The sequence below is a fragment of the Geodermatophilus sabuli genome (genome assembly GCF_900215145.1).
Classification (GTDB): Bacteria; Actinomycetota; Actinomycetes; order Mycobacteriales; family Geodermatophilaceae; genus Geodermatophilus; species Geodermatophilus sabuli.
On sequence record NZ_OBDO01000004.1, the window covers coordinates 64,095 to 88,827 of the forward strand.

General features: G+C 75.6%; 26 protein-coding genes. 18 read left to right on the plus strand and 8 right to left on the minus strand.

All coding sequences use genetic code 11. The annotated features are described in order from the left end of the window. Nucleotides 1-4: 4 nt before the first annotated feature. On the minus strand, nt 5-2,803 hold the full coding sequence (locus CRP39_RS28005; protein WP_097206386.1) for an AAA family ATPase: 2,799 nt from the start codon (nt 2,801-2,803) through the stop codon (nt 5-7). Between the two features lie 187 nt (nt 2,804-2,990). Here CRP39_RS28005 and CRP39_RS10740 point away from each other — a divergent pair, with 187 nt between their 5' ends. Then, nucleotides 2,991-3,170: a hypothetical protein gene (locus CRP39_RS10740; protein WP_097206387.1), complete on the plus strand. Its 180-nt coding sequence runs from the start codon at nt 2,991-2,993 to the stop codon at nt 3,168-3,170. A gap of 85 nt (nt 3,171-3,255) precedes the next feature. Here the strand turns inward: CRP39_RS10740 and CRP39_RS10745 are convergent, their stop codons facing one another. After that, on the minus strand, nt 3,256-4,113 hold the full coding sequence (locus tag CRP39_RS10745; RefSeq protein WP_097206388.1) for an MBL fold metallo-hydrolase: 858 nt from the start codon (nt 4,111-4,113) through the stop codon (nt 3,256-3,258). A 238-nt stretch (nt 4,114-4,351) separates the two neighbouring features. Here CRP39_RS10745 and CRP39_RS10750 point away from each other — a divergent pair, with 238 nt between their 5' ends. Together CRP39_RS10750 and CRP39_RS10755 are read left to right on the plus strand one after the other, a co-directional pair. Beyond that, nucleotides 4,352-4,945: a DivIVA domain-containing protein gene (locus CRP39_RS10750; RefSeq protein ID WP_143426606.1), complete on the plus strand. Its 594-nt coding sequence runs from the start codon at nt 4,352-4,354 to the stop codon at nt 4,943-4,945. Between the two features lie 70 nt (nt 4,946-5,015). Further along, nucleotides 5,016-5,198: a hypothetical protein gene (locus CRP39_RS10755; protein WP_097206390.1), complete on the plus strand. Its 183-nt coding sequence runs from the start codon at nt 5,016-5,018 to the stop codon at nt 5,196-5,198. Between the two features lie 60 nt (nt 5,199-5,258). Here the strand turns inward: CRP39_RS10755 and CRP39_RS10760 are convergent, their stop codons facing one another. After that, nucleotides 5,259-5,711 (minus strand): SRPBCC family protein, encoded by a 453-nt coding sequence (locus tag CRP39_RS10760; protein ID WP_097206391.1) that lies wholly within the window; start codon nt 5,709-5,711, stop codon nt 5,259-5,261. A gap of 255 nt (nt 5,712-5,966) precedes the next feature. On the opposite strand from CRP39_RS10760, the gene CRP39_RS10765 reads away from it, so the two are divergent. The 10 genes from CRP39_RS10765 (at nt 5,967) to CRP39_RS10805 (ending at nt 18,614) form a co-directional block, all read left to right on the plus strand. Beyond that, nucleotides 5,967-7,634 carry a substrate-binding domain-containing protein gene (locus tag CRP39_RS10765; RefSeq protein WP_097206392.1) on the plus strand — a complete coding sequence of 556 codons (1,668 nt, stop codon included), beginning with the start codon at nt 5,967-5,969 and terminating at the stop codon, nt 7,632-7,634. Nucleotides 7,635-7,720: 86 nt separating this feature from the next. Further along, nucleotides 7,721-8,665: an esterase/lipase family protein gene (locus CRP39_RS26370; protein WP_143426607.1), complete on the plus strand. Its 945-nt coding sequence runs from the start codon at nt 7,721-7,723 to the stop codon at nt 8,663-8,665. 122 nt (nt 8,666-8,787) lie between these two features. Continuing rightward, entirely contained in the window at nt 8,788-9,858 is a 1,071-nt protein-coding gene (locus CRP39_RS10770) for an SDR family oxidoreductase (protein WP_172442392.1), read from the plus strand. A gap of 1 nt (nt 9,859) precedes the next feature. Next, nucleotides 9,860-11,107 carry an aspartate aminotransferase family protein gene (locus CRP39_RS10775; protein ID WP_097206394.1) on the plus strand — a complete coding sequence of 416 codons (1,248 nt, stop codon included), beginning with the start codon at nt 9,860-9,862 and terminating at the stop codon, nt 11,105-11,107. A gap of 33 nt (nt 11,108-11,140) precedes the next feature. Next, on the plus strand, nt 11,141-11,617 hold the full coding sequence (locus CRP39_RS10780) for a type II toxin-antitoxin system RatA family toxin (RefSeq protein WP_097206395.1): 477 nt from the start codon (nt 11,141-11,143) through the stop codon (nt 11,615-11,617). Continuing rightward, the gene (locus tag CRP39_RS10785; RefSeq protein ID WP_097206396.1) at nt 11,614-12,738 is read left to right on the plus strand and encodes an acyl-CoA dehydrogenase family protein; all 1,125 of its coding nucleotides are present in this window, start codon (nt 11,614-11,616) and stop codon (nt 12,736-12,738) included. Before CRP39_RS10780 ends, CRP39_RS10785 begins: the two co-directional genes overlap by 4 nt. Before the next feature lie 163 nt (nt 12,739-12,901). Beyond that, complete coding sequence (locus CRP39_RS10790; protein WP_172442393.1) at nt 12,902-15,112, plus strand: MMPL family transporter; 2,211 nt, start codon at nt 12,902-12,904, stop codon at nt 15,110-15,112. A gap of 3 nt (nt 15,113-15,115) precedes the next feature. Then, nucleotides 15,116-16,132: a DUF2156 domain-containing protein gene (locus CRP39_RS10795; protein ID WP_097206398.1), complete on the plus strand. Its 1,017-nt coding sequence runs from the start codon at nt 15,116-15,118 to the stop codon at nt 16,130-16,132. A gap of 43 nt (nt 16,133-16,175) precedes the next feature. Then, complete coding sequence (locus tag CRP39_RS10800; protein WP_097206399.1) at nt 16,176-17,555, plus strand: NAD(P)/FAD-dependent oxidoreductase; 1,380 nt, start codon at nt 16,176-16,178, stop codon at nt 17,553-17,555. Between the two features lie 186 nt (nt 17,556-17,741). Continuing rightward, nucleotides 17,742-18,614: an alpha/beta fold hydrolase gene (locus tag CRP39_RS10805; protein WP_172442394.1), complete on the plus strand. Its 873-nt coding sequence runs from the start codon at nt 17,742-17,744 to the stop codon at nt 18,612-18,614. Nucleotides 18,615-18,639: 25 nt separating this feature from the next. Here CRP39_RS10805 and CRP39_RS10810 read toward each other — a convergent pair whose 3' ends face one another. Next, the gene (locus CRP39_RS10810; protein WP_143426608.1) at nt 18,640-19,029 is read right to left on the minus strand and encodes a hypothetical protein; all 390 of its coding nucleotides are present in this window, start codon (nt 19,027-19,029) and stop codon (nt 18,640-18,642) included. 262 nt (nt 19,030-19,291) lie between these two features. Here CRP39_RS10810 and CRP39_RS10815 point away from each other — a divergent pair, with 262 nt between their 5' ends. Then, nucleotides 19,292-19,474, plus strand: coding sequence for a hypothetical protein (locus CRP39_RS10815; RefSeq protein WP_097206402.1), 183 nt, complete (start codon nt 19,292-19,294; stop codon nt 19,472-19,474). 212 nt (nt 19,475-19,686) lie between these two features. Here CRP39_RS10815 and CRP39_RS26775 read toward each other — a convergent pair whose 3' ends face one another. Further along, complete coding sequence (locus tag CRP39_RS26775; RefSeq protein ID WP_172442385.1) at nt 19,687-19,851, minus strand: hypothetical protein; 165 nt, start codon at nt 19,849-19,851, stop codon at nt 19,687-19,689. 120 nt (nt 19,852-19,971) lie between these two features. Here CRP39_RS26775 and CRP39_RS10820 point away from each other — a divergent pair, with 120 nt between their 5' ends. After that, nucleotides 19,972-20,160 carry a hypothetical protein gene (locus CRP39_RS10820; RefSeq protein WP_097206403.1) on the plus strand — a complete coding sequence of 63 codons (189 nt, stop codon included), beginning with the start codon at nt 19,972-19,974 and terminating at the stop codon, nt 20,158-20,160. Between the two features lie 150 nt (nt 20,161-20,310). On the opposite strand, the gene CRP39_RS10825 is transcribed toward CRP39_RS10820, so the two are convergent. From CRP39_RS10825 to CRP39_RS10835, 3 genes are all read right to left on the minus strand, one after another. Continuing rightward, nucleotides 20,311-21,210: a universal stress protein gene (locus CRP39_RS10825; RefSeq protein ID WP_097206404.1), complete on the minus strand. Its 900-nt coding sequence runs from the start codon at nt 21,208-21,210 to the stop codon at nt 20,311-20,313. Between the two features lie 141 nt (nt 21,211-21,351). After that, on the minus strand, nt 21,352-21,936 hold the full coding sequence (locus CRP39_RS10830) for a TetR/AcrR family transcriptional regulator (RefSeq protein WP_097206405.1): 585 nt from the start codon (nt 21,934-21,936) through the stop codon (nt 21,352-21,354). A gap of 114 nt (nt 21,937-22,050) precedes the next feature. Next, a complete protein-coding gene (locus CRP39_RS10835; protein ID WP_097206661.1) occupies nt 22,051-22,566 on the minus strand; it encodes a MarR family winged helix-turn-helix transcriptional regulator in 516 nt (171 codons plus the stop codon). 95 nt (nt 22,567-22,661) lie between these two features. Here CRP39_RS10835 and CRP39_RS10840 point away from each other — a divergent pair, with 95 nt between their 5' ends. The 3 genes from CRP39_RS10840 to CRP39_RS10850 all read left to right on the plus strand — a co-directional run bounded on the left by CRP39_RS10840 (nt 22,662) and on the right by CRP39_RS10850 (nt 24,700). Continuing rightward, nucleotides 22,662-23,237, plus strand: a complete 576-nt coding sequence (locus CRP39_RS10840; protein WP_097206406.1) for an NADPH-dependent F420 reductase — start codon at nt 22,662-22,664, stop codon at nt 23,235-23,237. Nucleotides 23,238-23,299: 62 nt separating this feature from the next. After that, nucleotides 23,300-23,737, plus strand: a complete 438-nt coding sequence (locus tag CRP39_RS10845; protein WP_097206407.1) for a DoxX family protein — start codon at nt 23,300-23,302, stop codon at nt 23,735-23,737. A gap of 39 nt (nt 23,738-23,776) precedes the next feature. Continuing rightward, nucleotides 23,777-24,700 (plus strand): dioxygenase family protein, encoded by a 924-nt coding sequence (locus CRP39_RS10850; RefSeq protein WP_097206408.1) that lies wholly within the window; start codon nt 23,777-23,779, stop codon nt 24,698-24,700. The last annotated feature ends 33 nt before the right edge of the window (nt 24,701-24,733 follow it).

The window sequence follows — 24,733 nt, forward strand, 5'->3', positions numbered from 1 at the left end:
GGCGTCAGCCGGGCGACCGGGAGCCCCGCGTGGCGAGAGGGCCGGGCGGCACGGCGGACCGGGGCGCCGCGCCCTCGAGACGGGCGACCCGGGCGGCCAGCTCCGCCCGGGAGCGCACGCCGAGCTTGCGGTACACCTGACTGAGGTGGAACTCGACGGTCTTCGGGCTGACGTAGAGGATCGCGCCGGCCTCCCGGTTGGTCGTGCCCTGCGCGACCGTGAGGGCGACCTGCAACTCCTGCGGGGTCAGGGCGGCCAAACCCTCCCGGGACGGCTCCTCGCCGGCGACGCCGGCGGCCCGCAGCTCGGCGTCCCCCCGCGACACCCAGTGACCGGCGCCCAGCTCGGTGAGCAGCTCCACCGCCGTGCGCAGGTGGCGGCGGGCGTCCTGTCGCCGGCCCGCCCGGCGCAGCCGCTCCCCGTAGGACAGCTCCGTGCGGGCCAGCGCGAACGGGTTGTCCAGTCGCTGGTGCAGCCGCAGCGCCGCGGTGAAGCAGGCGTCGAACTCCTCGTCGGTCGCGAGCAGGCCCCGGCAGCGCCAGGCCACCGCCGCCGCACCGGGGAACCGCTCGGCGCCGCTGACCGCCTGCACCTCTGCCTGCAGCGCCGGCGGCAGCCGGTGACCGGCACGCACGTAGGCCTCCACCAGGTCCGGGCCGGACAGCCGGGCGAAGGTGGGCTGGTCGGTGCCGCCCCGGATGTTCGACGACCGCAGGTGCTCCACGGCCTCGTCGGCGTTCCCCAGCGCCAGCTCGAGCAGGCCCAGGGCGTCGAGCGCCGGGGCCGGGTAGCCGAATCCGTACCGGCGGGCGATCTCCAGCGCCTGGTGGGCGTGCTCCCGGCACTCCTGCTCGCGCACCTGGGCGGCCTCGACGTAGGCCAGGCAGCACAGCGACAGGTAGCGCCAGAAGTTGTTGCCGGTCGCCTCCGCGACCGAGACGCCCTCGGTCGCCAGCGCGTAGCCCCGGATCAGGTGGCCGGTGCGGGCCTCCAGGTACGCCGCCCCGTACAGCGCCGAGCAGAGGGCGCCGAAGGCGGCCTCCTCCCGGGCACCCGCCAGCTGGCCGGCGAGCAGCGCCCTGGCCCGGGTGGTCTCCCCGACCCAGGTGAGCGCGAGGGCGGCGAAGACCACGTAGTCCGGATCGAGTTCCGCCTGCCGGCGCTCGGCGAGCTCGGCGGCGGCGAGCAGGGTCTCGAAGGAGCGGGCGACGTCCCCGTGGTGCAGCAGGGACAGGCCCAGCGTCAGGCCGACGACGGGGTCGCGGCGCTCGGGGTCCTCGAGCTGCTGCGCAGATCGGGCGAGGTCGACGGCGTGACCGAGGTCGCCGGTGAAGAGGGCGGCGAACGCGGCCTGGCTGACGATGCCGGCCGCGACGTGGGGATCGGTGCGCCGCAGCGCCGCCGCGGCGCTCATCATCAGCTGCTGGGCGTAGCCGACATCGCCGTGGTAGAGCTCGATGCGGGCCCGCTCGCAGTCCACCCGCGCGGAGGCCTCCGGGGTGTCGGCGCACTCCGACGCCAGGGCCAGCAGCCGCCGGGCCTCCGTGGCGCTGCCCGCGAGGCGGGCGGCGGTGGCGGCCATGAGCAGCCGGGTGGCGCGTATCGGGTGCTCGGGCGTCACGCCCGCGGCCCGTTCGAACGCGCTCGCGGCGCTGCCGTAGGCGCTGCGCGCCTGCGCGTGGCGCGCGGCCCCCACCATGGCGGCCGCCACCTCCTCGTCCGGTTCGGTCGCCGCGGCGGCCAGGTGCCAGGCGCGCGCCGTCGAATCCGGCCGGCCGGCCAGCGCCTCGGCGAGGGCGCGGTGCGCCGCCCGCCGCCGGGCGGGGTCGACGGCGACCTCCACCGCCCCGCGGACCAGCGGGTGGGTCAGCAGCGGGCGGGCGAACTCCACGCGGATCAGGGACTCCCGCTCCAGCTCCTCGATCGCCGTGCGGTAGTCGGCGCGCTGCAGCGCCGCGGCCCGCCGGATGACCGCCCCGTCCCCGGTCGAGTCGAGCGTCAGCAGGGACAGGACCGTGGTGGCGTCGTCGTCGAGGGCCTGCACCCTGCGGCGCAGCACCTGGACCGCGGAGACACCCAGCGGCAGGGCGGGTGGGAACGGTTCCTGGCCGGTCAACTGGGCCTCGGTCAGGTCCCGGGTGAGCTCGATCAGCGCGAGCGGGTTGCCCCCCGTCGCGGCCACCAGCTGACGCCGGGCGGTGGCGTGCACCGGCTGCGCCAGCCGGGCGGCGAGCAGCTGCCCGGCGGCAGCATCGTCGAGCGGTCTCGGGCGCACCTCGGGGAAGCCCCAGTCGCAGCTCTGGTCGGGGTCGTCCCGGACCGCCCACAGGAACGCGATCGGGTCCCGTTGCAGGCGCCGGGCGGAGAAGACGAGCGCGTCCCGGGACGGCACGTCCAGCCACTGCGCGTCGTCCACGATGGCCAGGACGGGCTGCTGCTCTGCCGCCGCGGACAGCAGGGCGAGCGTGCCGGTGGCGATGGCGAAGCGGTCTGCGGACACCGGAGGCCCCAGGCCCACCGCTCCCTGCAACGCCGAGCGCTGCACCGACGGCAGCTCGTCGATCAGCGGGAACACCGGCCGGAACAGGTCGAACAGGCCCGCGAACGGGAGCTGCGAGTCGACCTCGACCCCGCGGGTCCGCAGGACCAGCATGCCGTCGCTGCTGGCCTCCGCGGCGTCCAGGAGCGCGCTCTTGCCGATCCCGGCCTCGCCGGAGACCTGCAACACCCCTCCGTGCGACAGCCGGGCGGCCTCGAGCACCTGCGCGATGCGCCCGAGCTCGGCGGTGCGGCCGTGGAGCACCGGGGGATCGTACGGCCGGGGCGGGACCCTCGATCGGCCTCGCCGCCCCCCGACGGCAGCGGGTGACGGACCGTCATCCCGACGTCACCGAGCATGACCGGTCGTCGGCGTATCAATCACCGGGTCCGGACGCTCTCGGGTTCGGGGGGATTCCCTCCGCCGTCCGTCCAGGTGTCCGGGAGCCGCGATGACCACCACCGAGATGTTCCCCGTCCAGCTCCGCTCCGACTTCGCGCAGGCCTGCAGCGACCTGGCGGAGGCCCGCTCGCGCCAGCGCAGGAAGGACTCCCCGGGCAACCGGGGAGCCGTGCGGGAGTGCTGGACCTCGATCGACCGGGTCCTCGACGCCTACCTCGACTCCCGGTAGGCGGCGCCCGCCCGGTCGTGACGGCCCGCGGGCGGGGTCCCGAGGGGACCGGCACCCGGACGCGGGCGGCCCCGGACACGGTGGCTCAGCCGAGCGGAGCGGGTTCCCACAGCACCGGCATCGTCAGGGAGACGTCCTCGGCCCGGGCCCGGCGCCGCAGCCACGCCAGGGCGGCCGGGACGTCGTCGAGGGGCCGGGGGAGTGGACGCAGGGGCCGGTCCAGGGAGCGGGTGAAGTCGTCCCAGTGGATGGGCACGACGTGCCGGGCGTGCACGGCCGTGACGGTCTCGCGCCAGTAGGAGTCCCGGAACGCGTCCTCCTGCTTGCCGAGGGTCCCGATGCCCAGGTAGACGGTCGTGGCACGGTGGCCGGTGAGTGCGCCGGGGACGGCGTTGGCGCTGGCGTGGACCAGGACGGCCCCGTCGTCATGGGCGACGTGGAGGGAGTAGCACTCGCCGGTCCGGAACCTGGTCATCCGGGCGGGCGTGGTCAGCGGCTCGTCGATCCTGCCGGGCGCGATGTCGTGCCGGCTGTGCCGCGCGCGCAGCGCGGTGAACGTGAACCGCCCGTACCGGACGGGCCGGCCGATCACCACGAGGGAGAAGCGGTCCAGCGGGAACCGCGCCCCGATCGCGATGTTCCGGGTGGACGTCGAGCCCAGCAGGTCCGCTCCGGTCGTCGTCGCCACCGTGGCCGCGTCGAGCGCGTGGTCGTAGTGGGAGTGCAGGACGATGACCGCCGCCAGCCGGTCGATGCCGGCCCGCGCCAGCGCCGCTGAGATGCGCCCCGGATCCGGGCGGACGTGCCCGAGGAGGGTCTGCAGCACGTTCGGGCGGCTGAAGAAGCCGTCGGTGAGAACGGCGGTCTCGCCGTCGTCGAACAGCAGGGTCGACACGCCCAGGAACGTGACGTCCGCGGCGGGTTCCTGCCTGCGGGCGGTCATGAGCCGCCTCCCGCGTCCACGGAGCCGGACGGTATCGGCCGGACCGGCGCAGCGGGGTCGCCCGGACCCGGCGGCCGCGGGCGACGGAGCGGTATCACGGGGTGCCGGCCGGGGCTCTGACTGCTGACGCCGCGTCGCCCGGCACACGTGCGGGCCGCGATCCCGGGCGTCGTCCCGTCGGACCCACCTGGTGGACCGACGGGAGGACAGCGACGACCACGACGACAAGGGAGCAGACGTGCCGCTGGACCCAGCCCACATCCGTGACCAGAAGTTCCGCCTCGTCATGCGGGGCTACGACGTGCAGGCCGTGGACGCGTTCCTCGAACGTCTCCAGGTCGACCTCGCCGAGCTGCTCGCCGACCGCGACACCGCGCAGGCCACCGCCGAGCCCGCGCCGGCGTCCACAGCGGGCGGACCCCGCGCCGAGGGCGAGGACAGCACGGCGGCCCGCGCCCTGCGCACCCTCGCCCGGGCGGAGCAGATGGCCGAGCAGGTGATGGCGGACGCCGCCGCGGAGGCCGAGGAGCGACGGGCCAGCGCCCAGGCGGAGGCGGAGGAGGTCCTCGCGGCGGCACGGCGGGAGAGCGGTCGCCTCGAGGCCGAGCTGCACCTGCGGCGCCAGCGCGACGTGGGCGCCCTCGTCGTCGAGGCCCAGCGGCTCCGGGCCGAGATCGAACGCCTCGGCACGATCGAGCGGCGCTGCCTGCAGGGCATGCAGGCGTGGCTGTCCGAGCAGCAGCGCGCGCTGGAGGAGCACGTGCCCGTCACCGACGTCGTCCCGGCCGCGGTGGCCCCGCTCCACGGCGACCCGCTGGACCCGGCCGCCTGACGCGGCGCCGGGCGGGCCGGCGGGAACCGACCGGACCGGGTCCCCTCTGCTCCCCATCCCAGGAGAGGCCATGGACACGAACGTCGTCACCGTGCTGTGCGGCCAGCTGGGCTACGACCCGGCCACCGACCCGGCCACCGTCCTGGTGATCCGGATCGGCCCCGGGCACGCCGGCGTCACCTACAGCGACCCCACCGGCACGCCGCACGGCAGCACGCACCGCCTCGAGGTGGACGGCGAGGAGGCGGCCTGACACGGGGACCGCCCCCGGAGGTGCACCACGGCACCTCCGGGGGCGGCTGCGCGCCGCGGCTCAGGTCGCGGTGCTCCGGTCCAGCTGCTCGGCCAGGCGCCGCAGGCCGGCGCGGACGGCGCGCGACTGGGCGCGCTGCACCACGGGATCGGCGAGGCGCCCGAAGGCCCCACCCAGACCAGACTCGGCCTCCAGCCGGTAGCGCAGGTGGGTACCGCCGGCCTCGGCCCGCAGGTCGTAGGACACCGAGAAGGCGAGCGCGCCCTCCACGGAGCGGCTGGCCAGCCGAGTCGGGCGTTCCGCCTCGGTCACCTCGGTCGTCCACTCGAAGCGCCGGCCCATGACCTTGCTGGTCCCGCGCCAGCGGGTGCCGACCGTGACGGGGCCGGGTCCCACCTGCTCGACGGAGACGATCGAGGAGTCCCAGCGCGGGGGGTTCCCCGGATCGGCCAGGTACTCGAAGACGGCGTCCGGTGGCGACGGGATGACGACGTCGTGCTCCACGACGGGCATGTGCGTGCTCCTCTCCGGCCGCTCCGTTGCCGGGCGGCGCTGCGGGCGGGCGATCGCCCGCCCCGGCCAGGAGAGCGCTGCGCGCCGCCGCTGATACCGGGACCGGCCGGCCCGTGGCCCGTCCCCGTCCCCGTCCACCGTCCGTGTGCACCGGACGACCAGGGGCCGGCGGTATCAGCCGCCCCCCCCGCCCGCTCTCGGGACCAGGCGGCCGGCACCGGCCGCCCCGGCGCACGCAGCGGAGGTCACCGCATCATGCACGTCGACTACGTCGATCCCTGGCCGGCGCTTCCCTGGCTCCGCCGCCGCAGGCGCTCCGCGGTCCTCGTCGGGGCGCTGACCCTCGCCGGTGTGCTGGGCGGCGGCGCCGTGGTCATGGCGGGGGACGGGAGCGGGGCGGCCTGCACCGCGCCCCGCGTCCTCCGGGTGGCCGTCGCCCCCGAGCTCGCCTCCGTGGTGGAGGACGCCGCCGCCGGCGTCGCGGGGGAGGAGCCCGGGGGCCCGTGCCTGCGGACGGAGGTCGCGGCCGCCGACCCGGCCGACGTCGCCCGCGCCGTGACGGCGGCGCCCGCCGACGCCCCCGACGTGTGGATCCCGGACGCCTCGCTGTGGCTCGACCGCGTCCGCGCAGCCGGGGTCGACCTCCCTCCGGAGTCCCCCTCCGTCGCCACGTCCCCCGCGGTGCTCGCCGTCGGCTCCGAGCGGGCGCGGGCATCGGGCTGGCCGGAGCATCCCCCGTCCCCCGAGGAGCTGGTGGGGGAGGGGCCGGCCCGGCTGGCGCTGCGGGAGCCCGCGACCGACGCGGCCACGGCCATGGCCCTGGCCGGTCTGCTGTCGGCGACCGCCGAGGAGCCGGCCGGCCGCGCGGCGCTGGCCCAGGCGCTGCGCCACGCGGTCCAGGTCCCGCTGGCCACCCGCGAGGAGCTGCTCGCCGCCACGGGGACCGGAGCGGCGTCGGCGGTGAGCGAGCAGGCCGTCCTCGCGCACAACCGCCGGGCCGGAGCGGACCGGGTCGTGGCCGTCCACCCGCCGACCGGTGGGAGCCTGGACTACCCCTTCGCGGTGCTGGCGGACGACGCCGCGGCCGCCCGGGCCGCCGGGCGGCTGCTCGACGCCCTGCAGGGCCACGGCGCGCAGGAGGCGGTGGCCGCGCTGGGCTTCCGGGACGCGCGCGGCATCGGGCGGCCGGACACGGGTCGGGAACTGGGCGTCGACGTCGCGGTGCCCCCGGCGCCCATCCCCGCGGCGCAGCTCCTCGAGGCGCTCCGCGTCACCACGGTGATCACCTCGGGCACGCGGATGCTCGCCGTGGTCGACGTCTCCGGATCGATGGCCGAGCAGGTCCCCGGCGCGGGCGGCGCGACGCGGATGGACGTCACCACGGAGGCCGCGGCCCGCGCGACCGCCCTCTACCCGGACGACGCCCGGATCGGCCTGTGGGTGTTCTCCCGCGAGCTGACGCCCGGCCACGACCACCAGGAGGTCGTGCCCATCGGCCCGCTCGGTCCCCGGGACGACGGCCGGCTCGGGCGCGAGCTCCTCGGCCGCGCGATCGCCGGCGTGCGGCCGCTCCCCGACGGGGACACCGGGCTCTACGACACGGTGCTGGCCGCGGTCCGCCGGGTCCGCCAGGACTGGGACCCGGCGCGGGTCAACTCGGTCGTGCTCCTGACCGACGGGCGCGACGACGACGAGGGTGGGATCGGGCTCCCCGGCCTGCTGGCGGCCCTCGACCAGGAGTCCGACCCGGCCGCACCGGTCCCGGTGATCACCATCGGCCTCGGTGCGGGGAGCGACACGGAGGCACTGGCGGCGATCAGCCGGGCGACCGGCGGCTCGACGTACGTGGCCGAGGACGGGGCCGACGTCTACGCCGTGTTCGAGGACGCCATCGGCCGGCGCTCCTGCCGCCCCGGCTGCTGACCCGCCACCAGCACCCGGTCACCCGGTGACCACCCGCCCTCGGCGGGCGGCCACACCCCGCTCAGCGACGTGTCAGGAGGTGGTGCATGCCCTCGACCTGCTCCTGTACCCGGGCGGGCCCGCCGGGACCGCTCCGGACGGCGGAGCGCCGCTCGCCGGGGGTCGACCCCGACGAGGGCCCGGGTGGCGGCCCCGGTGGCGGCCCCGGCGGCGGCCCGGGTGACGGCTTCTGCGACGGCTCCGGTGACCGGGCCCCGGACGGTGGCAGGTGGGACCGCCCCCGGCGGGCCCGGCCGCTGGCGTCGGCCCGGGCTCTCGGCCACGACCTGCTCGCCCTGGGGTCGGCCGCCCTCCGGCTGCCCGTGACCGCACGCGCCCTCGGGTCCCCCGGGCGGCCGGAGCCGTGGCTCCGCACCCACCACCACCCCGTGGTGCTGGTGCACGGCTACGCCGCCACGGACGACGTGTGGGACCCCGTGGCGCGGGGCCTGCGCGGCGCGGGCTTCGGCTGCGTGGTGCGGCTGTCCTACAACTCGTTCTCCAGCGACGTACCGCACCTCGCGCGGCAGATCGCCGAGCAGGCGGCGGCCGCGGTGGCGTGGACCGGAGCCGCCGGCGTCCACCTGGTGGGCCACAGCCTCGGCGGCCTGCTGATCCGCCACGCCGTCCAGTGCACGTCCTTCCCGGTCCCGGTCAGCACGGTGGTCACCATCGCCACGCCCCACGGCGGGCTCGCCGTCGCCCGGCTGGCACCGGGCGGCTGCGCCCGGCTGATGCACCCACGGTCACCCCTCCTGACCCCGGTCCACCGCGCCGGGGCCCGGACCCGCTGGGTGGCCTTCTACTCCGGCGGGGACCGGCTCGTCCGGCCGTCCACCGCCCGCCTGGACGGGCCGGGCCCGCAGGTCACCAACATCGAGGTCCCGGCCCGGGGTCACCTGACGATCTGCCGCGACCCGCGGCTGGTGGCCGGCGTGACCCGCGAGCTCCTGTCCAGCGAGCGCACCGGCGCCGTCCTCGAGGCGGCCTGAGCGCGCACCGGGTCGCCCCGGTATCAGGACGGCCCGCCGCGGCTCCCGTCTCCCGAGACCCCGTCACCGGCTCCGTCGCCGCACCGCCCGCCGGAGCACCCCCCACCACCCAGGAGAGCCCCGTGACCGTGGAGCACCTCGTACCGCACCACTCCCACCCGCCCGCCCGGCGCCGCACCGTCCTGCTGACCGGGGCCTCCGGGGTGGTGGGCCGCGCGCTGCTGGAACGGCTGCGCGACGTCGAGGTCGTCGCCCTGGTGCACCGCACCCCGGTGACCGGTCCGGGCACCCGCTCGGTGCGCGGCGACGTCGCCGAGCCGATGCTGGGCCTGGACCGGCGGACCCACGACCGGCTCGCCGCGACGGTCGACGCGGTCGTCCACTGCGCCGCGGTCACCGACTTCAACCGCACGGACGGCTCGCTGCACGCGACCAACGTCGCCGGCACGGAGCACGTGGCCGCCTTCGCGGCCCGGGCGGGCGCCGTGCTCTACCACGTGAGCACGGCCTTCGTGCACACCGCCGTGGAGGGCGACCGCGGCCGGGCCGCGCTCGGCTACGCCGAGTCCAAGGCGGCCGCGGAGGAGACCCTGCGGGCCAGCGGCGTGCCGCACGTCGTCCTGCGTCCCTCCGTGGTCATCGGGGACTCCCGGACCGGCGAGATCGCCCAGTTCCAGGGCCTGCACCGGGTCGCTGCGGGGATCGTCACCGGGATCGTCCCGCTGATCCCCTTCGACGCGAGCTGGCCGATCGACTTCGTGCCGGCCGACCTGGTGGCCGATGCGATCGCCTGCGTCGTCGAGCGGCGGATCGACCGCGGGGAGTACTGGATCACCGCCGGACCCCGGTCGCTGCGGCTCGACGAGGCGGTCGAGGTAGTCGTGGACACCGCCCGCGACCTGGGCCGCACGGTCGACGTGCCGCGCTTCGTGGCCCCGGAGCTGTTCGACCGGCTGATCGGCCCCGTCTTCCTCGACGCGCTGCCCGGCACCGTCCGCCGCACCGTCGTCCGGATGCTCGACTTCTTCGCGGCCTACCTGCAGTCGGGGGAGACCAAACCCAGCAGTCTGACCGAGCTGGAGGCGCTCGGCATGCGCCCGTTGCCCGACCAGCGCGAGTCGCTGCGCGCCGGCGTCCGGTACTGGGCGGCCGTCACGGGCCACGCCGGTCGCGAGACGGCGCAGGTGGCCTGAGGTGCCCGCCGACACCGACCGCGACCGCGTCCTCGACCGGTACAGCCGGCACGTCAACACCTCGCTGGCCCGCCTGGCGCGGCTCACCGCCACGCCGGTCGAGGTCGGCGCGGCCGGCAGCCACGTCCACGGCGGCGACGGGCACACCTACCTCGACTGCGGCGGCTTCGGGGTGTTCCTGCTCGGCCACTGCCACCCGCGGGTGGTCGAGGCGGTGCGCGCCCAGCTCGTCCGCAACCCCCTCGCCACGCGGCTGTTCCTCAACCCCGAGCTGGCCGAGGCCGCCGAGGCCCTGGCCGCGATCACCCCGCCCGGCCTGGAGTACGTCTTCCTGACCAACTCCGGGGCCGAGGCCACCGAGGTCGGCCTCAAGCTCGCCCGCCTGGCGGGCAAGCGCTCGGTGGTCGCCATGCACGGCGGTTTCCACGGCAAGACCCTGGGGGCCCTGTCGGTCACCGGGCGGCCGCAGTACCGGCGGCCGTTCGAGCCGCTGCTCTCCGACGTCGCCTTCGTGCCCTTCGGCGACGTCGAGGCGCTCCGTGCGCGGCTCACCGGCGACTGCGCCGTCCTGCTCGAGCCGGTGCAGGCCGAGGGCGGCGTCCGCGTCCCGCCGGAGGGCTACCTGCGCGCGGTCCGGGCCGCCTGCGACGAGGTCGGCGCCGTGCTGGTCCTGGACGAGATCCAGTCCGGGATGGGCCGACTGGGCTCCTGGTGGGGAGCCGACCTGGCCGGCGTCACCCCCGACGTGCTGCTCGCCGGCAAGGTGCTCGGGGGCGGTGTGGTGCCGGTCGGGGGCGTCGTGGCCACGGAACGGGTGTTCGCCCCCCTGAACGCCGACCCGCTCCTGCACTCCTCCACGTTCGCCGGCAGCCCGCTCGCCGCCACCGCGGTCACCGCGACCATCCGCGTCATCGAGTCGGAGGGGCTGCTGGAGCGCGCCCGCCGGCTGGGACCGCAGGTCCGCGACCTCGCCGACGAGGCGCTGAGCCGGCACTGCCCGCACCTGGTCACCGAGGTGCGCGGCGAGGGCCTGCTCATCGGGATCGAGTTCCGGTCCTCCGACGTGGCCACCGAGTTCCTCCTCCGGCTGCTCGACGAGCGGGTCATCCCCTCCTACTCGCTCAACTCCAGCAACGTCCTGCGCCTGACCCCGCCGGCGGTGCTCGACACCGCCGACCTCGACTGGCTCGCCCGTGCCCTGGACACCGCCGCCCGGCGGGTCGGGGCGACCGTCCCGTCCGCCGCCTGACCGCTCGTCCCCCGCCCCACCCCGAGGAGACCCATGCGCACAGTCCTGCTCCGGATGCACGTACCGGCGCGTCCGGCCGCCGACGTGTACCGGACCCTGACCGACTTCGCCCGCTATCCCGAGCTCAGCCCCGCCGTCCGCAGCGTCACCGTCACCGAGGTCGACGACGTCACCTCGGTGTCCTCCTGGGAGGTCACCTTCCGGGCGGGCATCCTGCGCTGGACGGAGCAGGACCGGTTCGACCGGGCCGCGCACACCATCACCTTCGCCCAGACCGAGGGTGACATCCCCGTCTTCGACGGCTCCTGGCGGTGCGCCGACGTCACCGGCGGATCGGACGTCGTCTTCACCGCGCGCCTGGACCTGGGGATCCCCAGTCTGGCCGACGCGCTCGAGCCGATCGCGGTGCGCGCACTCGTCGACAACACGGTGTCGATCGTGACCGGCCTGGTCGGCGCCGTCGACGTGGTGGACACCGAGGTCGGCGTCCTGTCGGGGAGCGCGGCGTGAACCTGCTGGCGGCCGACCGCGGCACCCTCGAGCGGCACCTGCCCGGACTGGACGACGCCCTGGCCGCCGTCCCGCTGCTGGACCTGGAGCGACCCCGCTCGGGCGCCCTGGAGCTGTTCCGCGAGCGGAACGGCCCCGCCCTGCTCGTGCCCGCCGAGTACGGGGGCAAGGGTGCGTCGATGGTCGACGCCGTCCGGGTCCAGCGGGCGCTCGGCAGCCGGTCGCCGTCGCTGGCCGTGGCGACGACGATGCACCACTTCTCCGTCGCCTCGCTGGTCGAGCTCACCGCGATGGGCAGCGGCTTCGAGTGGGCGGTGCTGGCCGCGATCGCCGAGCGCAACTGGTTGCTCAGCTCGGGCTTCGCCGAGGGGCGACCGGGCCAGCACATCCTGAGCCCCACGATGCGCGGTGTCCCCGTCGACGGCGGCATCCTCGTCACCGGCGTCAAGAAGCCGTGCAGCCTGACGTGGTCGATGGACCTGATGAGCGCCAGCGTCGCGGTGCGCGACCCGCGGGGGGACACCGACCGGATGGCGGTCGTGCTCATCCCGGCCGACTCGGCGGGCATCGAGCGGTCGCCGTTCTGGCGGAGCACCGCGCTGGCCGGCGCGGAGAGCGACCAGGTGAGCCTGGACCGGGTGTTCGTGCCGGACGCCTGCGTCTTCCACCCGCAGGACGGCGTCGCGATGGACCCGGTGCAGGCCCGGGGCTTCGTCTGGTTCGAGACGCTGGTCTCGGCGTCCTACCTGGGTGCGGCGGCCAACCTGGCCGGGCGGGTGATCGCCGGTGGACGCGGTTCCGACGACGACCGGGCCGGGCTGGCGATCGAACTGGAGACGGCGGCCGCTGCGCTCGAGCACGTGGCCACCGTGGCGCCGACCTGCGAGGACCACCAGGTCCTGCTGGCCCGCGCCCTCTACGTCCGGTTCGCCACCGAGCGGGCGATCGAGCGGGTCGTCATGGCGGCCACGGCGGTCGCCGGGGGCATGGCGTTCATCGAGTCGCCCGAGATCGCCTACATGCTGGCCGCGACCCGGGCCCTGGCCTACCACCCGCCGTCCCGGGCGGCCGCCGTCGGGCCGCTGGCCCGCCACCTCGCCGGCGCACCGCTGTCCCTGTGAGGCGACGACCGCGACCCCACCCCGCCGGCGCCTCCCGCGGACCACGTCCCGGCACCGAGGCGACCCGGTCGCCGCTGCCCGGCCGCGTATCACGCGGGGGCGCCGGCGGCTCCCACACGAGAAGGAGCGGTGCGATGCACGACCCCCGACGCGAGGAGGACACGTGACACGGTTCACGCAGGTCGTCGTCCGGTTCCGCGTGGTCATCCTGCTCGTCGCGGCGGGCTTCGTCCTGCTCGGCGGAGTCGCCGGGCGGGACGTGGCCACCCATCTCCGTGGCGGGACCTCGGTCCCGGCCATCGGGGAGTCGGCCGAGGCGCTGGAGCAGGCGGCGGCGCAGTTCGGCATCCAGCCGCCGAACCTCGTCGTCCTCGTCACCGCGGACGGCGGCCAGGTGGGCGATCCCGACGTCACCGCGGCCGGCGTGGCGCTCACGCGCAGGATCGCGGCCGAGGACGCGGTCGCGGACGTCTACTCGTACTGGACGGCGAACGCCCCCTCCCTGGCCTCGCGGGACGGGGACCAGGCGCTGGTCATCGCCCGCGTCACCGGTGAGCAGGACACGGCCATCGAGCGGGCGCTGGCCCTGGAGGAGGACCTCGAGGGCGCGAGCGGCCCGCTGCAGGTCCAGGTCGGGGGCCCGCTGATCGTGTCCCACGAGCTGACCCAGACCATCGACGGCGACCTGCGGACCGCCGAGCGCGTGGTCGTCCCGCTGACGCTGCTGGCGCTGGTCGTCGTCTTCGGCTCGGTGGTCGCCGCCGGCATACCGGTCCTCGTCGGCATCCTGGCCGTGCTCGTGGCCTACGTGTCGCTCAAGGTGCTGGCCCAGGTCACCGACATCCACATCTTCGCCCTCAACCTCACCACGGCACTCGGCTTCGGCCTGGCGATCGACTACAGCCTCTTCCTCGTCCGGCGGTTCCGTGAGGAACTGCCCCGCCAGCCGAGCACCGCGGCCGCGCTTGTCCGCACGATGCAGACCGGCGGCAAGACGATCGCCGTCAGCGCGGCGACGCTCATCGGCAGCCTGACCGCACTGCTGCTGTTCCCCCACATGTTCCTGCGGTCCTTCGGCCTCGCCGGCATCACCGTCGTCACCGGCGCGGTGCTCGGTGCGCTGCTCGTCATCCCCGCCCTCCTCTCGCTGCTCGGCCCCCGGGTCAACCGGCTGAGCCTGCGCCGGACCCCGGAGCACGCGGCGGCCCCGGACTGGTGGTACCGCTTCTCCCACCGGGTCATGCGGCGGCCGGGACTGGTCGCCGTCGTGATCACCGCCCTGCTGGCGGTGCTGCTCCTGCCCTTCCTGCAGCTGGTGCCGGGCGCGGCCGACGACCGGGCGCTGCCGGCGGGCAACAGCGCGCGGGCGCTCAACGACACCCTGCGGGAGGACTTCTCGAGCCAGGAGGCCCAGCCGATCGCGATCGTCGCGCCCGGGGCCGGCGACCCCGCCTCGGCCCGGAGCGAGATCGACGACTTCGCGCGGCGGGTGTCCCTGGTGCCCGACGTCGCCCGCGTGGACGCGCTGACGGGTTCCTACGCGGCCGGTGAGGTCGTGGCCGCGCCCACCGCCCTCTCCGAGCGGTTCGCCGCGGAGGAGGGGACGTGGTTCTCCGCCGCGCTCGACGTGGAGCCCCTCGGGAGCCGGGCGGAGCAGGTGGTGGAGCGGATCCGGTCCGTCGACCCGCCGTTCCCCGTCCTGGTCGGCGGGGACTCCGCCAGCGTCGTGGACGCCAAGGCCGCCATCGCCGACCGCATGGTCCTCGCGATCGTCCTGGTGGTCCTGGTCAACCTCGTCGTCCTCACCTGCACGTTCCGGTCGGTCCTCATCCCCGTGAAGGCCGTCGTCCTCAACACCCTCAGCCTCACGGCCGTGTTCGGCCTCATGGTGTGGCTGTTCCAGGAGGGCAACCTGTCCGGCCTCCTGGGGTTCACCGCGACGGGTGTCCTCGAGGCGACGACGCCGATCCTCATGTTCTGCGTGGCCTTCGGCCTCTCCATCGACTACGAGGTGTTCGTCATCTCGCGGATCAAGGAGGAGCACGAGGCGGGCTGGGAGACGCGGGAGGCGGTCGCCCGGGGTCTGCAGGGGTCTGCGGGGGTGATCACCACGGCCGCGGTGCTCATGGCCATCGTCTTCGTGGCCGTCGCGACGTCGTCGGTGTCGATCATCAAGATGTTCGGCATCGGGCTCGCGGTCGCGGTCCTGGTGGACGCCATGGTCATCCGCAGCACCCTGCTGCCGGCGCTCATGGTGCTCATGGGGCGCGCCAACTGGTGGCCCGGCGGGCGCGGTGCCCGGGCAGAGCGCGCGAGCGAGGCTCGGCGGGTCGCGGTGGAGGCACCGTGCCCGGCCGGCGCACCGGTGGGCTGACCGGTGCCGCAGCGGACCGCCGCGCCGACCCCCCCGGCTGCTCTCGACCACCTCCGGCGTTTCGGGGACCACCCCTCGGGGTTCCTCGCCCTGGCACCGGGCAACGAGTTCTTCGTCGACGACGAGGTGCCCGGGTTCGTCGCCTACCGCCGCGCCGGCCGCCACCGCTTCGTCTTCGGCGGCCCCGTCTGCGACGCGGCGGCCGAGCCGCGGCTGCTCGACCGCTTCCTCCGGGACTCCGCCCGGGCCGGCCAGCGGGTGGTCGCGGTGCAGGTGCCGGAGCGCTGCCTGGACCTGTTCGCGCACCGGGGCTTCGTCCTGGACCAGATGGGCGCGACGTACGCCGTGGACCTGGCGGCCGCGACGCTCGAGGGCCCGGCCATGCGCAAGGTGCGTCAGGGCGTGCGGCGTGGCGAGCGGGCGGGCGGGCGGGTGCTGGAGGTGGGCGTCGACCTGCCCTGGAGCGACCGGCTGCGCCGACAGCTCGACGCCGTCGACGACCGGTGGCTGGGTCCGTCGGGCAAGTCCGCGAAGCCGTTGCGCTTCATGGTGGGGAGCCGGTCGGGTCCTCCCGGTGACCAGCGCCGGCTGTTCGTCGTGGACGTCGACGGCTGCGTGCTCGGCTACTCCCAGTGCGTTCCCGCCTTCGGCCGGCAGCCGGGCTGGCTCTACGACCTCAACCGCCTCCTGCCCGGCGCGCCCGACGTCGGGGACCTGCAGGTGTGGGCGGTCATGAGGCGCCTGCAGGGGGAGGGGGCCCCGTACTTCCACCTGGGCTTCACGCCCTTCGCCGAGCTCGGCCTGCCCAGCTCCCCGGCGGAGCCGCCGCACAGCCGGGTCGGGGCGCTGCTGCTCCGCCTGCTGGCCGAGCACGGGGAGCGGCTCTACCCGACGGCCGGCGCGGTCGCCTGGAAGCGCAAGTGGCAGCCGGTGACCGTCGCACCCGAGTACATCGCCTTCCCCGGGCGGATCCGGCCGGGGGCGGTCGCCCGCCTCCTGCGGCTGACCAACGTCGTCTAGCAGCACCCCACCCGTCCCCGCTCGCCTCCTGGAGTCGTGAACGATGAACGCACCTGTCGACGTCGGCCTGGCCGTCCCGCTCCGTACGGCTCCCACGGCCGGGTCCGGCCGTCTCGGCGGCCACGCCGTCGTGGTCGGCGGGAGTATGACCGGTCTCCTGGCCGCCCGGGTCGTGTCCGAGCACTTCTCGGCGGTGACGGTGCTCGACCGGGACGAGCTGCCGACGGGGCCCGTGCCGCGCAAGGCGGTGCCGCAGGGGCGCCACATCCACTTCCTGCAGGAAGCCGGCCGGGCCCGCCTCGAGGAGCTCTTCCCCGGCTTCACCGACGAGGTGCTCGCCGCCGGGGGCGTCGGCTTCGACCCCGGTCGCAGCCTGGTCTGGCACCTGGGCGGTGGCTACGTCCGGCGGACGAGCTCGCCCTACCGGATGCTCTGGGCGACCCGCCCCCTGTTCGAGTGGTGTGTGCGCCGCCGGGTCAGCTCGATCGGCACCGTCTCCGTGCGCTCCGGGTGCACGGTCCGCGAGCTGGTCGCGAGCCCGTCCGGCGACCGGGTGGTCGGGGTGGAGGTGACCGACGGAGCCGGTGGCGGGACCACCCGGCTCGACGCCGATCTCGTCGTGGACGCCCGCGGCAGGGGATCGGCCGTCGCGTCGTGGCTGGAGCAGGCCGGGTACGGGCCGGTGCCCCGCGACGAGGTGAGGGTGGGCATCGGGTACTCGTCGCGCTTCTACGCCAGGGAGTCCATCGACTGGGACCGGGCGGCCATCGGCATCCAGCACGCGGCCCCGGACGGGCGCCAGGGGATGGTGGTGCCGGTCGAGGGGGACCGCTGGATGGTGACGCTCACCGGGCGCCTCGGCAACCTGCCTCCCTCGGACGACGCGGGGTTCCTCGAGTTCGCGAGGACGTTCGCCGCGAGCGACATCCACGACGCGATCCGGGGACTGGAGCCGGTCTCGCCGATCGTCACCCACCGGTTCCCGGCCGGCGTGCGGCACCGGTACGAGCGCCTGCCCCGGTTCCCGGAGCGACTGATCGTGATGGGCGACGCCATCGCCAGCTACAACCCCACCTACGGCCAGGGGATTTCCTCGGCCGCCATGCAGGCCACCGATCTGCGCCGCGCGCTGGGCGAGACGGGGCTGGAGCAGCTGGCCACGCGGTTCTTCCGGCGGGCGGCCCGCTCCATCGACATCCCGTGGACCGTCGCGGTCGGCGGCGACTTCCGGTTCCCGGCGACGGAGGGCCGCAAGCCGATCGGCACCGCGCTCACCAACCGCTACCTCGCCCGGCTCGAGCGCGGCCTGCACCACGACGAGGAGATCGTCCGCGCGTTCGGGCGGGTCATCAACCTCGAGCGGCCGTCGTCGTCCCTGCTGCACCCGCGGATCGTGCGCCGCGTGCTCCGGGCGGCGGCCTGACGGGACCCGGTGGTGCTGGTCCCCGGGAGTGACGGGTCCGGCAGGCACAGCTGCGGCGCGCCGTGCTGCCGGTCACCGGGGTGCGGCCCCTCCCGAGGCGGCCCGTGGGGGAGGAGGGTGCTCGGCGACGGGCGCCCGTCCCCGGCGGGTCCCGGCAGGAGGTCGTCGGGCCGCGGAGGGGGAGCTGTGCGAGTCGACCTGCCGCAGGGCACGCTGGAGTACGCGCGGACGGGCCGGGGGCGGCCGGTGGTGTTCCTCCACGGGTTCGGTCAGGACCACCGGCTCTGGCAGCCGCTGGTCGACGAGCTGAGCGGCGAGTTCACCTGCATCGCTCCGGACCTGCCCCTCGGGGCACACCGCGCGGCGATGGCACCGGACGCCGACCTGACGTTCCCCGGCCAGGCCCGGCTGGTCAGTGACCTGCTCCAGGCCCTGGACCTGACCGAGGTCACGCTGGTCGGGAACGACACGGGTGGGGCAACGGCCCAGGTCGTGGCCGCACGCCATCCCGAACGGCTGGCCCGCCTGGTGCTGACCGGCTGCGAGACGTCGGGCAACTTCCCGCCGTCGCCGTTCACCGGGCTCATCCTGGCGGCACGGCTCCACGCCGTCCGGCCGCTGATGGCCGGCATGCGGGTGCGCGCCCTCCGTCGGCTGCCCTCCGCCTACGGCTGGCTCACGACAGGGGAGCTGCCGCACGACCTCATCGACGACTGGCTGGACGCCTACCGGAGTGACGCCGGGGTGCGCCGGGACGCGCGGAAGGTGCTGTGCGGTTTCCGCGACCGCCGGCTGCTCGACGACGTCGCCGCCGAGCTGTCGCACTTCGACCGCCCGACCCTGCTCGCCTGGCCCACCGACGACCGGCTGTTCCCGTACGAGCACGCCCATCGACTGACGGCGCTCCTCCCGCAGGCGCGCCTGGCCCCCGTCCCGGGGAGCCGGACCTGGGTCATGCGCGACCAGCCGGCCCTCCTCGCGGAGCTCATCAGGGACTTCGTCCGGGAGACCTCGCCGCGCAGTCGCGAGCGGGTCGACGGCGGCCCGGCCGGCCCGTAGCCGGGGCAGCTCGCCGGCCGTCCCCTCACCGGTTGCTGATCGAGGCCCGTGTGCCGGCGTCGGCCCGCTCGTCCCGCGGCTCGGTGGCCGCGGGCAGGAGCAGGGTGGACACCGGCGGGGACGCCTGCGTGAGGACCAGCTCGCCGTACACGTCCGCGCGGGACTCGGACACGAGGACGGCGCCGATGATGTCCTCGCCGTGCGTGACCGGCGCGGCCGCGAACAGGAGGTCGTCGTCGGCGCCGGCCTCCACGTCGTCGGCCACGGTGATCGCGACGTCGTTGGCCACCCGCAGCAGGTGCCCGCGCTCCTGCCCGACCAGGTGCCGGAACACCGCGATGCCCAGCGGCACGGCGAACAGGACCGTGGCCACGACGGAGGCCAGCACGGCCAGGGCGATGATCCGAGTGCGCACGAACACCGCCTCCGCGCCGGCGCCGCAGGGGACGCGGGAGCCGGCAGCCGGCAGCCGCCAGGATGCAGGGACCGGGGGCCCTGTCACCGCATCCACGAACGGCGTCGCACCCGGCGCGACCGGCAGGCCGGGGCGCGGCAACCTGGCAGCCACCTGTGGATCTGGCAAGAAGCAGGTAAAGCGTCCCCCGGCCGGCACCGGGTCGTCCCGGTCACTCCTACCGTCCCGCCACGGTCGCTCGATGGGAAGGTGGAGATGAGAAGTGAGCCTGACCCTGGTGTTCGTGGTCGTCGTGGCAGCTGTGATCGTGCTCTTCGCGTTCATGTACTGGCGCGAGAGCCGGCGGCCGCACGTCCGCCGCCGGCGGCCCGGTGCCCTGGACGGGCCCGATGAGCCGGCGCCCGGCGACCACGGGAGTCGAGGAGGTCCGACGCGACGCGGCTGACCGTCCGGCCGGTGACCCGGCGCGTGGCGGGGAACGCCTACCTCGTCCGGTCCTCGGGAGCGCTGACGGCCTTCACCATCGACCTGGTGATCAGGCCGGCCGCGGCGGCGGCCGCAGCAGCGATCGCGGAACGGAGCAGACGGTGCCTGCGGTTCACGGCGGCCTCCCGGGGCAGCGGTGGGCCCGATCTCTACTCCAGTTGCCCGATCGGCTCAAGGGCGCGGCGTGGGAGCACGCGCGCTCTCGTGCGGGGCCAGCGACACGAACCCCTCGACGGCGAGCCAGCGGCCCAGGGCCGGGTCGGTGTCACCCCGCACGAGCTCCTCCATGGCCGGCTGGGCGGGAGTTCCGAGGTGCAGGTCGACGCCGGCCTGCACGAGGAGGCCGTGCGGCCGGCCGGCTCCTCAGCTCCGCTGACCGCCCCGTCGCCCCGGCGGGGCGCCCGTCCACGCCGTGACGGGGGATGTCTCGTTCCGCGGGTGGGTTACGGTCGCCGCGTGCCGCTGATCCTGCACTGGGGTGGGCCTCGCCATCGCGAGGTCGACGACGTGCCCGCCGAGCAGCTGGCCTCGTCGCTGCTCGTCTACGACGGCCCGCGGTGGTTCGGCGTCTACCAGCGGGCCGATCCGGTGCAGCACCGGACGACGCCGCAGGGTAGCGCCGAGGTGTGGCTGGCCCGCGAGTAGCTGCCCGCCGTCGGCCGACCCACCGCGCGCCGCCGGGATGCGGCGCACGGCGGTCGGCTCCGCTCGCGGTCGACGTCGTCCCGCGCTGCGGTCCCCGGCGGTCGGGAGCGGGCGCCGGGCGGGTCGACGCCCTCGACGCGACCGGCCCCGTCAGCTGTCCGGGCGCAGTGGCACGACGGCGACCGGGCAGGCCGCACGGTGCAGGACGCCGAGCGTCGTCGACCCCAGCCGAGCGACCACGCCGCGGGGGCGGTGCCCCACCACGAGCAGCTGGGCCCCGACGGCGGCGTTCCGCAGCGCGGCGGCCGGTCGCTCCCGCACGACGACCTCCCGGATCTCGATGCCGGCGGCCCGCGTGCGCCAGGGAGCGACGAGCGCGGCGAGGTGCCGCCGCCGCTCCGCCACCACGGCGTCCCAGTCGACGAGTCCCCCGTATCGGCCCAGCGCCACCTCGAGGGCGGCGTCGTGCCAGGCGTGCAGGACCACCAGGTCGGTGCCGCGGCTGGTCGCCCCGGCGACGGCGACGGCGAGGACCTCGTCCACCCCGGGCCGGCCGTCGACACCGACGACCACCGGCCCCTGCCCGTTCCCGCTGCCCTGCCAGTCGTCGGGGAGGGCGATCACCGGGCACCGGGCGTGCTGGACCACCGCCGCGGCCGTGGACCCGAGCAGCACCCCGGACAGCCCCCCGGCCCCGCGCTCACCGATGACCAGCAGGGCCGCCTCGGCGGACAGCGCGAGCAGCCCGTCCACCGGGTGGTCGTCCACGACCGACACGGAGACCTCGGCCATGCCGGTCCACTGACGGACGTGGTCGGCCGCGGCCTCCACCAGCCGGACGGCGCTGGCCCGGAACTGCGCCTGCGCCTCGGCGGAGGTCACCGGGACCGCGTCGCCCCCCGCCCGCCACGGCGTCACGTGCACCACCAGCAGCGGCAGCCCGTGGCGACGGGCCTCCTCCGCGGCGAACACGGCCGCCCGGGCGGAGGACTCCGAACCGTCCACCCCCACGACGACGCGACGCGGCGCCGGGGCGGCCGCAGCGGTCATCGCAGAATTGCCGTCTCGGGCGCAGCGGTGGTCGGCATGCCGTCATCGTGCCCGACGTGGCCGCGCGGTCGTCGCGGCCGACGGCGTCCGCGGCGCGGGGGACCACCCCGGGCGCGCAGCGGGGGACGCCGGGTGCGCGGGTCAGTCGACGAGCAGGGCGGACCAGGACTCGGTCAGGACCGCGTGGGTCTCGTCGCGGTCGACGTCCCACCCGTGGCGCATCCAGCGACGCGAGGCGAACTCCAGCTGGCCGAAGGCGAGTGTGCCGCGGACCCGGCGCGACGACGACGTGAACCGGCCCGCCGCGTCGAGGCCCCGGTGGATGTCGCTGATCGCGCTCTCGAACCAGACGTCGATCGCCTCGCGGATCTCGGCGTCCTGGGCCGCCGCCTCGTGTGCGGCGATGATGTACGGCTTGATGGCCGGCCACTGGTCGATCTTGGTGCCGAGCCAGGCGTGGATCTGCTCCCGGTCGCCGGACGCCACGACGGCCGCCAGCCGGGGGTCGTCCTCGGCGATGAGCAGCTGGTCGACGGCCGTGATGAGCTCCTTCATCAAGGTGGCCTTCGACGCGAAGTGCAGGTAGAAGGTCTGCCGCGTGGTGCCGGCCGCGGCGGCGATGTCGTCGATGGTCGTGGCCGCGTAGCCCTTCGACTCGAACAGGCCCAGCCCCTCCCTGAGCAGCAGCTCACGGGTCAGGCGCTTCTGGGCTTCGCGGAGGCTCACGGCTGGCACCCTAGGTGAGCCGCACCCGCCTGGGCCTGCGGGACGGCGGTGCCTGAGCACGCGTCAGGCCGGCGAGCGGACGTCGGCGCGCCCGCGGTCACCGCGGCAGGCCGGTCAGCGAGGCGCCTCGGCGCCGGGCGCACCGTCGTAGCGGGTGTAGGTCGCGGCCATCGAGCCCGTCGGGTCGAGCCGGGCCAGGATGGCGTCGCCGATCCGGGCGAGCTGGTCGATCTGCTCGTCGCTGAGCGCGTCGATGACGTGGTGCCGGACGGTGGCGACGTGGCCGGGCGCCGCCTCCTGCACCTTGGCCCGTCCCGCATCCGTGAGCCGGGCGTTGGTCGCCCGGCGGTCGTCGGGACAGGGGAAGCGCTCCACCAGGCCCCGGGCCTCCAGGCGGCTCACCACGTGCGAGAGCCGGGGCAGCGTGGCGTTGGTCTGCCGCGCCAGCTCAGTCATCCGCAACGTGCGGCCGGGGGCCTCGGAGAGCATCGCCAGCGCGTAGTAGTCGAACTCCGTCACATCGGCGTCCCGGCGCAGCTGGGTGTCGAGGGCGCCCGGGAGCAGCTCGAGCACCGCCCGCAACCGGATCCACGCACGCAGCTGACGCCGGTCGAGCCAGGGAGTGTCCACGGTCACATCCTCGTCGGGAATTGTTGTAGCGACAACTCTGCTGTACGGAGCAGAAGTTGTCGCTACAACCAATCATCCACGGCAGGAGCACCGACATGGCACACGTGAGCATCATCGGCACCGGCACCATGGGCCAGGCCATCGCCGCCGCCGTCAGCAGGGGCGGCAACACCGTCGAGCTGCTCGGCCGAGCCGACGTCGGCACGCCGGTCACCGGCGAGGTCGTCGTCCTCGCCGTCCCCTACGGCGCCGTCGCCGACCTCGTCGCCCAGCGCGGTGCCGAGCTGGCCGGCAAGATCGTCGTCGACATCACCAACCCGGTGGACGTCGAGACCTTCGACTCCCTGGTCGTCCCGGCCGACGGCTCCGCCGCCGCGGAGATCGCCACGGCGCTGCCCGGGTCCCGGGTCGTCAAGGCGTTCAACACCACCTTCGCCGCCACCCTGTCCTCCGGCACCGTCGGCGCGCTGCCCACGACCGTGCTGATCGCCGGCGACGACGCCGACGCGAAGTCGCTGCTGGCCGGGATCGTCACCGCCGGCGGCCTGCGCGCCATCGACGCCGGCTCGCTTGGCCGCGCCCGCGAGATGGAGGCCCTCGGCTTCCTCCAGATCAGCCTGGCCGCCGCCGAGGAGATCGCCTGGACCGGCGGGTTCGCCGTCGCCGCCTGACCCCCGCCGCCGCCCCGTCACGATCCCGCCCCCGATCCGCCCTCCCCGAGACAGGACCCGCCATGACCCTCCCCGCTCCCGCCCGTGACCTCGCCGTCCTCGTGACCCGTGTCGCCGTCGGCCTCGTCTTCGTCGCCCACGGCTGGCAGAAGCTGGTCACCAACGGCATCGACGGCACCGCCGCGTTCCTCGACCAGGCCGGCGTGCCCGCCGCCTCGGCCGCGGCGTGGTCCGCCGCCCTCGTCGAGCTCGTCGGGGGCGCCGCCCTCGTCCTCGGCGTCGCCGTCCCCGTCGCCGGCCTGCTGCTGGTTCTCGACATGATCGGCGCGTTCGCGTTCGTCCACGCCGGCGCCGGCCTCTTCGTCGACCAGGGCGGTTACGAACTCGTCCTCGTGCTCGGCGCGGCCGCCCTGCTGCTGGCCGTCCTCGGCGGCGGGCGCTACAGCGTCGACCACCTGCTCGCCGGCCGCCGTCGGACCGCCCAGCCCGTGCGCGCCTGACCCGGGGACCCGTTCCGCCACGACCTCCGAGGAGTCCGCATGACCACGCCAGCCCCCACCACGCCGCCCACCGCGACCGCCGTCGCCGACGCCCGCATCCCGGCCGCGCACCCGTTCGCCGCGCACCTGCAGCGCGTCGCCGCCCTCGAGGCCGAGCGGCCGCACCTGGCCTGGACGCCGGAGGACGGGCCGCTGCCCAGCCTGTACCTGTCCCACGGTGGCGGGCCGCTGCCGTTCGCCGACCCCGAGTGGCTCGACCCGCTGCACGGCTGGGCCCGGTCGCTGCCCAAGCCGACGGCGATCCTGGTCGTCTCGGCGCACTGGGAATCCGCGCCGCTGTCGGTGAGCGCCGCCCACCCGAGCGAGCTGGTCTACGACTTCGGCGGCTTCGACCCGCTGTACCACACCTTCCGCTACGACACCCCCGACGCCGGCGAGCTGGCCGGCCAGGTGGTCGGGCTGATGCCGGACACCGAGCAGGTGCACCAGCACGCCCGGCGCGGGCTGGACCACGGCGCCTGGGTGCCGCTGAAGATCATGTACCCGGCCGCCGACGTCCCGGTGCTGCAGGTGAGCCTGCCCACCGAGGACCCCGGGACGCTGCTGGCGCTCGGCGAGCGGCTGCGGCCGCTGCGCGAGCAGGGCGCGCTGGTCATCGGTTCGGGCCACATGACCCACGGCCTGCCGTTCCTCACCCGGGAGATGTGGCGGGAGAACCGGGTGCCCGGCTGGTCGGCGGACTTCGACGCCTGGGCCGCCGACGCCCTGGCGCGCGGCGACGTCGACGAGCTGGCCCGGTTCCGCACCGCCGCGCCGGGGATGCCCTACGCCCACCCGACCGTGGAGCACTTCACCCCGCTGTTCGTCGCCCTCGGCGCGGCCACCGACCCCACCGCGCCGGTGCTGACGACGCTGGACGGCTACGGCGTCGGCCTCTCCCGGCGGTCCTTCCAGGCCGCCTGAGACCGGGACCACCGGCCGGAGCGGACGGGGACG